We start from the raw sequence: 12678 nt of genomic DNA, 5'->3' as shown, positions 1-12678 counted from the left end.
AAATCCCGCCGAAGCGGGATTTTTTATGGCTTGCAGCCTTACAGCACGGCCAGAGCAGCGGCGTAGTTCGGCTCGTCGGCCACTTCTGCGACCAGCTCACTGTGCAGCACCTTGTTGTCACCATCCAGTACCACGATGGCGCGAGCGGTCAGACCTACCAGCGGGCCGGAAGAGAAGGCAACGCCGTAATCCTCCATAAAGGCCGCACCGCGCAGGGTGGAGAGGGTCACTACCTTGTCCAGACCTTCGGCGCCGCAGAAGCGGGACTGGGCGAACGGCAGATCGGCGGAGATGCACAGCACGACAGTGTTATCCAGCGCGCTGGCCTGCTCGTTGAACTTGCGCACAGAGGTCGCGCAGGTGGGAGTATCGACGCTCGGGAAAATATTCAGGATTTTGCGCTGACCGGCAAAGCTTGCCAGGGTCACGTCGGAGAGATCCTTGGCCACCAGGGAGAAGGGCTTGGCTTGCTCACCGGCGACCGGGAAGTGACCAGCGACGGAAACCGGGTTGCCTTGCAGAGTGACTGAGTTGCTCATGTGTTATGTCCTTTATTGGTGTAGTAAAAATCCGAGTGATCAGTATAGGGGCGGCGGGACCAGACAAACACCCGCGAAGATAAGGGATATAAAGGGGTTGACCTTGGACTTAACACCAAGGTTTAGACTCCTTCTCGGTAATCAGGGATCTCGCAGGGGCGGGATCCATCAAGAGGGACTCATCATGAGCAAATCCTGCTGCAATCATCAGCACGCCGCCCCCATCAAGGCCGTCAGCAAGGCGGCCTCTGGCCAGAGTGAACATCACCACGATAGCCACTGCTGCGACAACACCACGCCCGTCAGTTGCTGTTCAACCCAGACGCCTCATGAGCACGCATCCCGTGACGGCAATGAATCCCCCGGGGATGAAGAGCCTCCCCGAGGAGGCTGTCACGATCAAGCGTGCTGCAGCGCCTCCTTATCACCAGCTCACGAGCATGAGCATGAGCATGAGCACGATATGCCCCCTGCAGACCCGCTGGTTGCGCCGGTGCAAGGCAACAGCCGCCACAGCTGGCAGGTATTGGGGATGGATTGCCCCAGCTGCGCCCGCAAGATCGAGACAGCCGTCTGCCGGGTGAGCGGCGTGCAGCAGGCACGCGTGCTGTTTGCCACCGAGAAGCTGGTAGTGGATCTGGCCCCAGGCCTCTCCCCGGATCCCGTCACCGCCGCTGTGCTGGCTGCCGGTTTCCAGCTCAAGGGTGCTCAAGCCACCAGAGCCCACACAATCACAAAGGGAGCAACACGCCAAAGCCCGCTGCTGAACACCCTGGGCAAATATTGGCAGCCCCTGTCACTGGCCAGTCTGATGCTGGTCGCTGCCCTGCTGCCGAAAGAGCTCGGTCAGCCACTCTTTACCCTGGCGACCCTCTGGGGGCTGTGGCCCGTCTCCCGCAAGGCGTGGGCGCTGACCAAAAGCGGCTCCCCCTTCGCCATCGAGACCCTGATGACGGTCGCCGCCCTGGGCGCCCTGTTTCTCGGCGAAACCGCCGAAGCGGCCATGGTGCTGCTGCTCTTTATGCTGGGTGAACATCTGGAGGCCTACGCCGCCGGACGCGCCCGGGCCGGAGTGACCGCCCTGATGGCGCTGGTACCCGACAAGGCGCTGCGCATCCGTACCACTGCCGAGGGCGAGGTGCGCGAAGAGGTCGGCGCCGATGAGCTGCGTCCCGGCGATATCATCGAAATCGCCCCAGGTGCCCGTCTACCTGCCGACGCCCGCCTGCTCGATGAACTCGGTGCGTTTGACGAAAGCGCCCTGACAGGTGAGTCTATTCCGGTGGAACGCCGTCAGGGTGACAAGGTGCCGGCCGGTAGTCTGGCGGCCGATCGGGTACTGCGTCTTGAAGTCGTCTCCGAGCCCGGCAACAACGCCATCGACCGCATTCTGCACCTCATCGAGGAGGCCGAAAGCCAGCGCGCCCCCATCGAGCGCTTTATCGACCGCTTCAGCCGCTGGTATACCCCGGCCATGATGCTGGTTGCTCTGCTGGTGGTGGTGGTGCCGCCCCTTGCCTTCAGCCAGAGCTGGGACGAATGGATCTATCGCGGACTGGCGCTGCTGCTGATCGGCTGCCCCTGCGCGCTGGTCATCTCCACCCCGGCAGCGGTCACCTCGGCGCTGGCCGCCGCCACCCGTCAGGGAGCGCTGATCAAAGGGGGGGCCGCGCTGGAGCGACTGGCCCATATCGATACCGTGGCGTTTGACAAGACCGGTACCCTGACCCTGGGCAAGCCGCAGCTGACCGAGCTGGTCAGCCTCAATGGCCAGCCGGAGGCCGAGTTGCTGGCGCTGGCGGCTGCCATCGAGCAGGGCTCTCACCACCCGCTGGCCAGCGCCGTGGTCGCCAACGCGACCGAACAGGGGCTGACGCTGGCGGAGGCCCGAGACTTGCGTGCCCTGCCGGGCATGGGCGTTGAGGGACGCATCAACTGTGAACTGTGGCAACTGCTGGCACCGAACCGGGTGGCGACCCTGAATGTGGAACAGCAGACACGGATTGGTTCGCTGGAGCGGCAGGGCAAGACCGTCGTGGTGCTCTGCCAGAGCAGTGGCGACCAGGCGCTGCCGATTGCCCTGCTGGCGCTGCGGGATCAGATCCGGCCGGAGGCAGCGGCCGCGCTGCAAGAGCTCAACCGACTCGGGCTCAACAGCATCATGTTAACCGGGGATAACCCCAACGCCGCCGAGGCGATCGCCACCGAGCTGGGCATGGGCTGGCGCGCCGGTCTGCTGCCGGAGGGCAAGGTCAATGAAATTGCCAAGCTCGCCAGCTCGCAGAAAGTCGCGATGATCGGCGATGGCATCAACGATGCCCCCGCCATGAAGCGGGCCAGTATCGGCATCGCCATGGGGGGCGGCACCGATGTGGCGCTGGAGACGGCAGATGCGGCGCTGACCCACAACCAGCTCGGCGGTATTGCCGCGATGATCCGGCTGTCGCGGGCGGCACTGGCCAATATTCACCAGAATATCGCGCTGGCGCTGGGGCTGAAGGCCATCTTCCTGGTCACCAGCCTGCTCGGCATCACCGGTCTGTGGATTGCGGTGCTGGCCGATACCGGCGCCACCGCGCTGGTGACCGCCAACGCCTTGCGGCTGCTGCGCAAGCGTTAAGCCAGCCGATAGCATCCCAGCCAAAAGCCGTCCCCCAACCGGGACGGCTTTTCTTTTTCCTCTCATTTCTCTCACGGCACCCCGTAAAAGAAAAAGCGCGCCTGCCGGTCGGCAGTCGCGCTTTGCTTACTCTCTCGGAGTTATCCCACCCTTGGCAAGGTGGAATTCAACCCGGGGGCGCCGAGCCATCCCCCGGACTCAATGGCTTGCTTACTTGACGCTGCACTCCTGAATGACGGCGGTGCCCGCCTTGACGCCAGCCGGGTCAACCTTCACCAGCACACTCCACAACCCCTGCGGCAGGGTGATGCTGTTATTGGCACTGCCCCCCTTGGAGAAGGCGAACGAATAGCCGGTTTCAGCGTTCACCGCGCCGCCACCGTTGAGCAGGTACTCCTTGCTCCAGTCCTCGTTGGCGACCTTGAACTCGGTGCTGCCAGCGTAGTTGAACGCCGCCTGATAGATGGCGAGATCGCCGTCCATCCCCTTGTAGCTCAGCTGGTACTGAGGTTGGGCTCCCCAGCCGGAGAGCTCACCCTTGACGAAGAGGTTGTAGCCAAGCGGATTGCCCGCCACCGTATCCAGCACCTTGCAGCTCTGCACAGGCTCGGTGAAGCTGACGCTCAGGGTCGGTTTGTCCTTGTTCATGGCGGTAAAGACAAACTTGTAGCTGCCTGCCTTGGCCAGATCGACACCGATATTGCCGGTTTCTCCCCCCTTGCAAAGGGTCAGCGGAGTGCCAACCACCAGCTTGTCACCGGCGTTACAGCTGCCGTAGTTGACCGGCCCCCAGCTGGCGTCAGCGATCTTGACGCTGGTGGTACCCAGCTTGTCGGTGCTCACCTCGGTAGTGAACTCGTACATAAAGTTGCCGCTGAAGGTCATCTGGTTGGTGTTGCCCCACTCATCGAGGAACCCCTTCAGATAAACATCGGTGTTGCCAAACGGTGGCAGGGTGCTCAGGTCGGTCTTCTTGCTGACCGGCAGGCCCGCACCCTGTGCACCAGACTGCGGCTTGACGAACACAGCGGCAGACCAGGCCCCCAGCGTCAGCTGGCCGTTATCATAGGCGGCGCCGCTGGCGATGCTGTCGACTGCGCGATGCTTGCTGCTTAGCACCATACCGCTCAGATCGATCGGCTGATCGTTACCGTCACGGAAGTCGCCGATGCTCTGGCTCTGGTTGCTGGCGTTGATCATCACCACCAGACCGTCGATGGCCGGATCCAGATCCGCTCCGGCACTGACGCCATCATCCACCGTCATGACGATAAGGCCGGGCACCTGATCCGGGCCGGTATTGCGGAAGTCGACCCGCTTGATCACCTCGGCGCCACTGCCCAGACGCAGCAGGCGGGAGGAGTTGCGCAGCTCCGCCAGCTCCTGATAGAAGCTCACCATCTGCGCCATCTCGGCCGAGCCAGGCTTGGCATGCTTGCCGAGCACCTGCTCGATCAGTGGATAGTTGTCGCCATCCTTGTCCTTGCGCGGCAATCCCTTGTCGAAGTTGTTGTCGCCCAGGGTGTAGTCGACCTTGTTGTACCAGTCGCCCGAGTCATAGCTGTCCCGCTCCATGGATTTGGAACGCAGCAGCTCGACACCGGCGTGGGTGAAGGGAATGCCCTGACCCAGCATGGCAGTCGCTAGCGAGACCCCCTGCATCCGCACCAGATCGGCTCCGGCAGGCGCCTTGTAGATCAGGTTGTCGAACAGGGTCTGGTTGTCGTGCTTGTCGACGTAGTTCTGCACTTCCACCGGATCCTGGGCATAACCGGCAGGTTGACCGTTGTAGTCGATCTCGGCGCCTTTCTTTGGCATGCCATCCTTGTCGGTCAGCACGAACTCCTTGAGGTTGCCCGCCATGCCGAGCCGCACCAGATCGGACTGGTGCAAGGCCGTTGCCAGCTCCACCTTGCTCATTTCGTTAGGATCGACGAAGGCACCGTTGCCAAAGCCCTGGGTCTTGCGAATGGTATCGCCACCGTCAAACGGACTGCCGCCGCGCACCGCATCGCGCAAGCGGTCGGAGAAGGAGCCGATGCCAGTACCACCCAGATGCTTCTGGGTCGCCTGCACGAAGCGCTTGTCATCCTGCACTTCGCCGAAGTTCCACCCCTCGCCGTAGAAGTACATCTCGGGATTGACCTTCTTCACCGCGGCCAGCGCCTGCACCATCTGATCTTTCGGATGGTGGCCCATCAGGTCGAAGCGGAAGGCGTCGATCTTGTAGTCGCGCGCCCAGGTGACCAGAGAGTCATCCATCAGCTTGGCGAACATGGCGTGTTCCGGCGCCGTGTTGGAGCAGCAGGTGGAGTTCTCCACCGAGCCGGTCTCCGGATTGAGGCGCTGATAGTACCAGGGCACTATCTTGTCGAGCACCGACTTGGGGCCGAGCCCGGATTCGTTGGTATGGTTGTAGACCACATCCATCACCACGTTCATGCCGATGTTCTGCTTGATGGCCTTGACCATCTCGCGGAACTCCAGAATACGTTTGGTCCCCTCGGCGTTGGTGGCGTAGGAGCCTTCCGGCGTGGTGTAGTGGTAGGGATCATAACCCCAGTTGAAGGAGTCGACGCCGCGCAGATAGCCGGAGAGCTCCTGCACCTGCGGATTATCCTTGCTGTCGCCCCCTTGCAGGTCGGCCAGCACATCTCCCACGGTCTGACCGCCACCGCAATAGCCACCAAATCTGGATGTTTTCACATCCGGATTGACCTGACAGAGCTTGCTGAAGTCATCGCCGAGATTGGCTACCTTGGCCGGATCCTCGTTGACGGTAGCGATATCAAACACCGGCAGCAGGTGCAGGTGGCTGACGCCGCTTTTTGCCAGCGCTTTCAGATGGTTGACCGGTACAGAGTCGGGCTGGGTCAGACCGACAAACTTGCCGCGCTTCTCTTCATCGGTGGAGGCATCGTTACCGGTCAGGTCGCGAATATGGGCCTCATAGATGGTGATGTCGGCGGGGTTCTGCTGGCTGTGGGGCGCCTTGAGGCTGTCCCATCCTTCCGGTTTCAGGGCCGGATCGTCGAGATCCACTACCTGACTGAACTCGGAGTTCATCGCCAGACTCAGGGAGTAGGGATCGGTCACCTCATAGTGCTCAACCTTGCGGCTCAGCGGATGGTAGACCTCCATGTCGTAGCGGTAGAACTGGCCGATCAGCTCGCTGCCCCCCTCATAACTCCAGCTGCCGCTGGCGCTGTCGAAGGTCATCGCCACTTCACCACTCTTCTGGTGGCTGGCGTTGTAGAGGGCCAGCTTGACCGACTTGGCGGTCGGCGCCCAGAGGCGGAAGGTCACCCGGTTACCCTCCACCACGGCACCATAGCTCAGCTTGGTCGCCTCGGGAGCATAGAGCGCATCGAGGGCGCCGGCGCTCTGCACCAGGGTCGCCCCCTGCAGGATACCGTCGGCATCGGTGCCGATAGCCACCAGCTCACCCTTGAGCAGGGGCTTGAGATCTTTCCCGGCAGGCAGGGCAAAGGCGGCCGCATCCTTGAGGTGCGGATATTTGGCCTGCTGCTCGGCAGTCAGGCTGGTCGCGGTCAGGCTGATATAGGGGAAATCGAACACCCCATCGGCATTGGCCTTGATGGTGCCCGAGTCGGTGTAATAGAGGCGAACGTGGGGCTTGTCCTTGCCCCCTTGCCAAATCAGGGTATTGCCATCGATCAAATGAGCGCTGGCCCCCGCCACGCCAAAGGCGGCGGTAAAGGCTTCGGCACGGCTGCCAAACAGATCTTTCTTGCCTGCAACGATGGCCACGGTGCGATCCGGGTGCTCACTGAAGCTCACCTTCATATCGCTGCCGGTCAGGTTGGCCAGATCGCCGTTGCGGGCGATAAAGTTGATGCACCCTTCCACCTTGTTGAGCGGAACGACCCAGGCCGGACCAAAGCTGTCGGCGGTGGCCGGTGTCTTGCTCTTGTCATCCCACCCGGTATTCAGGCCGCTATCTGCCGTTGCCTTGCAGGCGTCGTTGTTCCAAAGGTGCAGGCTGTAGCTGTCAAACGGTGCCTTGGCGCCTTTGGCTGCCGACTGGGTATCCACCAGTGCAATGACCACCTGATTGTCGCCGGCAACCAGCAACTCTTTCGGGGGATCCATCTTGGGCAGACGAGCGACAGGCCCATCGGTGACTTCAGGTGTAGGCGGTGTAGGGGGGACGGGGTTCACACCGGAGGCATCAGAGCTGTTGTCATTACAGCCAGACAAAAGCGCGAGCAGTGAGGCTGTTACCAGCGCCACTTTGGTCTTTTTCATATCCATATTTTTATAATTCCCGCTGTAGTTAGTCTCGATAGTCGAGCACCCGGTCATTGCCAGGCGGTGCCATATTAATCAGCGGCAATCGATTCAAATGTGAGCGAGAGGGCAAAAAAACCATCCAGTTTCAACAAGATAACGTTTTCAGACTGAAACTTCGATCCGGCTCACAGACCTCGCGGCCATTTGGCCTCATATCTGGAAAACGGCAGTCACGGGGTCAGAAAAGCAATGTCTGATCAAGTGGATACACAAGGAGTAAGCAATGAAACGGATTGAAGAGCAGGCAAGACGACTCGATCAGGAGTATCAGGCGATCGGGCAGCTGTTCGACCAGTTCTGCCAGCAGGCTGGCGCCCTGGCCGAACAGTATCACTTCTTCAACTGGCCCGATTATGAAGACTCACCCCCGCTGAGCCGCGCCTTTACCCTGCTGGGGGAACCCCGCGAACTGCGGCTGCGCTGTCAGCCCGGTGAGCGCTCCGCCCTCAATGGCCTGATCCAGGTGGTCTCGGAGGATGGCACCATAGATGCCAGCCTCGGATTTCGCGCCGATGGCCAGTTGCTGCTGGAGTCCGGCAAACTGCTGGACAACCCGCCCGGACTGCTGCTCAAGTTGCTGCTCGGCGCAATCTGGCAACACAAGCCGCAGGCCGCTCTCTCACAACAGGAGATCTAGCTGCGGAGCCAACTGTTGAGTCGTTCTGGCTATTGTGGCCGCAGCACGCATCCACAATAGCCTGTGTCGAATGAAGGCGTGGTGGATTTACACCAGAGCATCACTCCTCGCTACGCCCAGCCCCCCGGCAGCAAATGTCCTGCTACTCCGGTTGCAACGGCTCCGCCACCTTGCCCTCCAGCTTTCTGACCGGCTTTTGCAGGATCAGGTTGGCCGGATAGGTGACCAGATCGCCGTTGTCATCACGCACCCGCACATAGAAGAGGCCGATCTCGGTGATGACGCCGGTGACCGAATCATCCTTGTCGAGGATGCGGATCCGGTCGCCAATCTTGTAGGGGAAGGCGAAGAAGATGGTGATGCTGGCGGTGATGTTGGAGAGGATCGACCACTGGGCGACCATGGCGACCCCCAATACCGCAAAGAAGGAGGACGCGAGCACCACCAGTCGGGAGAAGTCGAGCCCCCACACCCCGGCCAGCACCAGCAAGGTGGCACAGCCGAGCAGGAAGTGGAACACATGGGCCACGTAGAGCACCCGGTTCTCGCTCACCTGCCTGCTCTGACCGAGCGCCAGCAGGCTCTTGTGAATCAGCCGCCGGATCAGGGTATGCCCCAGCAACAGCAGTAGGGTCAGACCAATTGATTGCCACATGGGTTATGCCTCCTTACCACCAGCGCCGATGTTTGAGCCAGATAGCCAGCCCGCTGGCCAGCGCCACCAGCGAACCACAGAAGACCCAGAAGGCGGTCGGATTCTCGGCCCCGGGAATGCCCCCCAGGTTGATGCCAAACAGGCCGGTCAGGAAGCTGGCAGGTAAAAAGAGCAGCGCCATCACCGACATCTGGTAGGCGCGGCGGTTGGTCGCCTCCGCCATCAGATTGTTGATCTCGTCTGCCAGCACAGCGGTGCGTGCCACTCCCGCATCGAGGTCGTCGAGCCAGCGCCGCAGCCGATCGGCGATATCGAGCAGACGACGGCGATCATCCTCATCCAGCCAGCTGATCTTCTCGTTGGCAAGGCGCGCCACCAGATCCCGCTGGGGGGAGAGGTAGCGGCGGATCATGATGAGCTGCTTGCGGATCAGCGCCAAGCGGCCATTGGCGGGCATGTCGCGCATCAGCACCATCTCCTCCAGATCGAGGATCTTGTCGTGCAGTTCCTCGACAAACTCCCCCGCCCGATCGGTCAGGGCATCACAAATCTCCACCAGCCAGTCGGCCGGGGTATCGGCGCCGCCCCCCAGCTTGAGCTGGTTGAAGACATCCTGCTCGGAGAGCAGCGGACGACGACGGCTGCTGATGATGAGATCCGGGGTGATGAAGATGCGCAGCGCCACCATCTCTTCGGGCCTGTGATCCTTGTTGTGGTTGATGCCGCGCAGGATCAGCAGCACCGTCTCCCCCATCCGCACCAGCTTGGGACGATTGCTCTGGCCGAGCAGCGACTCCCTGGCCGCCTCGCTGAGCAAAGGGGTCTGCAACAGCCAGCGCGCCGAATCGGGATTGCCGTAATCCAGATGCAGCCAGCCGGGATGTGCCGCCGGGACTTCGCTTCCCGCCGTCAGCGGCGCCATGCCACCCTTGCCATCCAGGGTCAGGGCATAAATCACTTCACCGGGCACCCGATCCATCTCGTCTCCTTCTCGTTTCATATGCTGGCCCCAGCTTACACCAAAGGCGGGGCCGACTCAGCCCCGCGCCGGGAAGGGGAGGCCTGTGTTAACATGCCAGCTCTCGTTTTCCATCCGCGTTCACTACAGGAAACCATGCCATGCCCATCTGGGTTGATGCCGATGCCTGCCCCATTCCGGTCAAGGAGATCCTCTACCGCGCCGCCCACCGCGCCCAGATCGTCACCACCCTGGTGGCCAATCAGGGATTGCGGGTGCCCCCCTCGCCTTTCATCAAAACCCAGCAGGTGGAGAAGGGATTCGATGTGGCAGATCATGTCATCGCCCAGCAGGTTCAGCCCGGCGATCTGGTGATCACCGGTGATATCCCCCTCGCCTCCTGGGTGATCGATGCTGGCGGCGAGGCACTCAATCCCCGCGGCGAGATCTACACCCGCGAGACCATCAAGGCGCGGCTCGGCATGCGCAACTTTATGGAAGAGCTGCGCTCGGCCGGCGTGCAAACCGGCGGCCCGGCCCCCTTCAATGCCGCCGACAAGCAGCGCTTCGCCAACGCCCTCGACAAGTGGCTGGTCAAAGGCAAGTTATAAATAGGCTATAAAGGCGCCCAATTTGGGCGCTTTTTCGCCGTAACATCCTGATTTTTAAAATAAGAGCTGACCACAACCGTCAGGCTGGTAAGATGCGCCGCCATCTTGTCCACGCCGTAATCATCATGACCGCCCAAGGGCACCTGCTCTTCTCCGTTACCTGCACCCTGATCGCCCACAAACTGCAGCTCACTCCGGCCCTGGCAGATGCCAGTCTGTGGCAGACCATCCCTGCCGCGCTGGCCAGCGCCCTGTTGCCCGACCTCGACCACCCCAAATCTGTGCTGGGGCAGCGACTGCCGTGGATCTCGAAACCTCTGTCGCGGCTGTTCGGCCATCGCGGTTTCACCCACAGTCTGCTGGCGGTCGCCGCCGCCGTCTGGGGGCTGAACCAGAGCCTGCCGCCGGACACCTTGCCCATGGGGGTCAAGGATGCCCTGATCGTCGGCTACCTCAGCCATCTGCTGGGGGACTGGCTCACCCCGGCGGGCATTCCGCTCTTCTGGCCCATCAAGCGCCGTTACCGCCTGCCGGGCTGGCCGCTGCGCAGTGGCGGCGCCATCGAAACCGGCTTTTGCACCCTCACCCTGCTGGTTGCCGGCTGGTGGTGCGGCTGGCGCCTGTAAGCCAGAAATAAAAAAGCCCCTGACGAGGTCAGGGGCTCAAACCGTGGCAGATGCCACTAGAGGATCAGATCATGATGCCTGCGATAACAGCAGAGAGCAGGCTGACCAGAGTTGAACCGTAGACCAGCTTCAGACCGAAGCGCGAAACCATGTTGCCTTTCTCTTCGTTCAGCGCTTTTACTGCACCGGCGATGATGCCGATGGAGCTGAAGTTGGCGAAAGAGACCATGAAGATGGAGAGGATGCCGACGGTACGCGGGGAGAGCTCGGCAGCAATCTTGCCCAGATCCATCATGGCCACGAACTCGTTGGTCACCAGCTTGGTCGCCATGATGGAACCCGCTTGCAGCGCTTCACCACTCGGAATACCCAGGATCCAGGCGATTGGATAGAAGAGGTAGCCCATGACGTACTGGAAGTTGACACCAAACGCCAGCTCGAACAGGTAGTTGACCAGGGCAATCAAGGCGATAAAGCCCACCAGCATGGCCGCCACGATAACGGCCACGGAAAAACCGGCCATGATGTACTCGCCCAGCATCTCGAAGAAGTTCTCTCTCTTCGGCGTATGGTGCTCGTCGCCCTCGGCCAGCGCCTTGGCATCGGTCACGGTATTGTCCGGCTCGTAGGGGTTGATCAGCGACAGCACGACAAAGGTGCTGAACATGTTGAGCACCAGCGCAGCCACCACGTAACGCGGCTCGATCAGCTGCATGTAGGCACCGACGATGGACATGGAGACGGTGGACATGGCCGTTGCCGCCAGGGTGTACATCTGCTTCTCGTTCAGGTGCGGCAGGATGTTCTTGAGCGCGATGAAGTTCTCGGATTGACCGACGATCATGGAGCTGATGGCATTGAAGGACTCCAGCTTGCCCATGCCGTTGATCTTGGCCAACACGGTACCGATACCGCGGATCACCAGCGGCAACAGGCGGATGTACTGCAGAATACCGATCAACACGGAGATGAAGACGATGGGCATCAACACCATCAGGAAGAAGGTAAATGAACCTTCATTCATCATGCCGCCAAATACAAAGTCGGTTCCCTGCTTGGCAAACTCCATCAGCTTGGTGAAGCCGGCCGCGAAGCCACCCACCACAGCCAGACCCACTTCCGAGTTCAACATGAACCAGGCCAGCGCCAGCTCGACCACCAGCAGTTGGCCGATATAACGCAGCTTGATCTGTCTCCAGTTGTGGCGGTTAGCCAGCAGAGAAAGAGCGAGGACCATCACCAGTCCGAGCACAAAGTGAACGTATTCCATACCTGTAGCACCTGAGTGAATTGTAATTTTCGACCGGCGCCATCATAGACATTTGCACATTTAAAAATCAGAGAGTCATCACAATCCCGTGTAATAATATGCATGCAGGATAATACAAACGTTTTTAAATTAATTACGCAACAACCTGATATTAATCGCACAACTTTGACGACGACAAATTCATTAAAAAACATGATATTACATAATTAAAATGGCATTTTCATGGCCCTCCAAAATATCTTTATATCATTTTCGCAACATTGTGCTTAATGCCACACTCGCCAATAGAATATTTTTCAACCATTATATTTAAACAACAGAAATGGCAAACGTTTATCCGCAATAAATAATTACACGCATGTTTGAATAATTACCCCGATATCCTTTCACATATTGCTCACAACCAATCTGGCAACAAATACCCCCATAATGTGCCCCCCATGGCCAG

Annotated in this window: 9 protein-coding genes; 4 read left to right on the top strand and 5 right to left on the bottom strand. The window is 60.3% G+C overall.

Annotation, left to right across the window (positions count from 1 at the left end; all coding sequences use genetic code 11):
- Nucleotides 1-38: 38 nt before the first annotated feature.
- The gene (gene tpx / locus G5193_RS11780; protein WP_021230929.1) at nt 39-539 is read right to left on the bottom strand and encodes a thiol peroxidase; all 501 of its coding nucleotides are present in this window, start codon (nt 537-539) and stop codon (nt 39-41) included.
- Nucleotides 540-723: 184 nt separating this feature from the next.
- On the opposite strand from tpx, the gene G5193_RS11775 reads away from it, so the two are divergent.
- Nucleotides 724-3159, top strand: a complete 2436-nt coding sequence (locus G5193_RS11775; RefSeq protein WP_421206078.1) for a zinc/cadmium/mercury/lead-transporting ATPase — start codon at nt 724-726, stop codon at nt 3157-3159.
- Nucleotides 3160-3369: 210 nt separating this feature from the next.
- Here G5193_RS11775 and pulA read toward each other — a convergent pair whose 3' ends face one another.
- A complete protein-coding gene (pulA, locus tag G5193_RS11770) occupies nt 3370-7434 on the bottom strand; it encodes a pullulanase-type alpha-1,6-glucosidase (protein WP_421206077.1) in 4065 nt (1354 codons plus the stop codon).
- A gap of 262 nt (nt 7435-7696) precedes the next feature.
- Here pulA and G5193_RS11765 point away from each other — a divergent pair, with 262 nt between their 5' ends.
- Entirely contained in the window at nt 7697-8110 is a 414-nt protein-coding gene (locus G5193_RS11765) for a hypothetical protein (protein WP_421206076.1), read from the top strand.
- A 142-nt stretch (nt 8111-8252) separates the two neighbouring features.
- On the opposite strand, the gene G5193_RS11760 is transcribed toward G5193_RS11765, so the two are convergent.
- Nucleotides 8253-8765, bottom strand: coding sequence for a mechanosensitive ion channel domain-containing protein (locus tag G5193_RS11760; protein WP_005354921.1), 513 nt, complete (start codon nt 8763-8765; stop codon nt 8253-8255).
- Between the two features lie 13 nt (nt 8766-8778).
- Complete coding sequence (zntB, locus tag G5193_RS11755; protein WP_005341467.1) at nt 8779-9744, bottom strand: zinc transporter ZntB; 966 nt, start codon at nt 9742-9744, stop codon at nt 8779-8781.
- Between the two features lie 140 nt (nt 9745-9884).
- On the opposite strand from zntB, the gene G5193_RS11750 reads away from it, so the two are divergent.
- Both G5193_RS11750 and G5193_RS11745 read left to right on the top strand, forming a co-directional pair.
- Nucleotides 9885-10334, top strand: a complete 450-nt coding sequence (locus G5193_RS11750; protein ID WP_064339342.1) for a YaiI/YqxD family protein — start codon at nt 9885-9887, stop codon at nt 10332-10334.
- Between the two features lie 125 nt (nt 10335-10459).
- A complete protein-coding gene (locus tag G5193_RS11745) occupies nt 10460-10960 on the top strand; it encodes a metal-dependent hydrolase (protein WP_041234360.1) in 501 nt (166 codons plus the stop codon).
- 64 nt (nt 10961-11024) lie between these two features.
- On the opposite strand, the gene G5193_RS11740 is transcribed toward G5193_RS11745, so the two are convergent.
- Entirely contained in the window at nt 11025-12230 is a 1206-nt protein-coding gene (locus G5193_RS11740) for a NupC/NupG family nucleoside CNT transporter (protein WP_216952829.1), read from the bottom strand.
- Nucleotides 12231-12678: the final 448 nt, after the last annotated feature.

Source organism: Aeromonas sp. 601027 (assembly GCF_049174455.1).
Classification (GTDB): Bacteria; Pseudomonadota; Gammaproteobacteria; order Enterobacterales; family Aeromonadaceae; genus Aeromonas; species Aeromonas veronii_A.
The sequence above is the reverse complement of the archived record's forward strand: the minus strand, read 5'-3'. Positions and strand labels throughout refer to the sequence as shown.

What these genes read in the sequence shown, in the direction of transcription:
- G5193_RS11745 (WP_041234360.1), top strand. Translation starts at nt 10,460, where the DNA reads ATGACCGCCCAAGGGCACCTGCTCTTCTCCGTTACCTGCACCCTGATC.
- G5193_RS11765 (WP_421206076.1), top strand. Translation starts at nt 7,697, where the DNA reads ATGAAACGGATTGAAGAGCAGGCAAGACGACTCGATCAGGAGTATCAG.
- G5193_RS11740 (WP_216952829.1), bottom strand. Translation starts at nt 12,230, where the DNA reads ATGGAATACGTTCACTTTGTGCTCGGACTGGTGATGGTCCTCGCTCTT.
- G5193_RS11760 (WP_005354921.1), bottom strand. Translation starts at nt 8,765, where the DNA reads ATGTGGCAATCAATTGGTCTGACCCTACTGCTGTTGCTGGGGCATACC.
- G5193_RS11775 (WP_421206078.1), top strand. Translation starts at nt 724, where the DNA reads ATGAGCAAATCCTGCTGCAATCATCAGCACGCCGCCCCCATCAAGGCC.
- G5193_RS11750 (WP_064339342.1), top strand. Translation starts at nt 9,885, where the DNA reads ATGCCCATCTGGGTTGATGCCGATGCCTGCCCCATTCCGGTCAAGGAG.
- zntB (WP_005341467.1), bottom strand. Translation starts at nt 9,744, where the DNA reads ATGGATCGGGTGCCCGGTGAAGTGATTTATGCCCTGACCCTGGATGGC.
- pulA (WP_421206077.1), bottom strand. Translation starts at nt 7,434, where the DNA reads ATGGATATGAAAAAGACCAAAGTGGCGCTGGTAACAGCCTCACTGCTC.
- tpx (WP_021230929.1), bottom strand. Translation starts at nt 539, where the DNA reads ATGAGCAACTCAGTCACTCTGCAAGGCAACCCGGTTTCCGTCGCTGGT.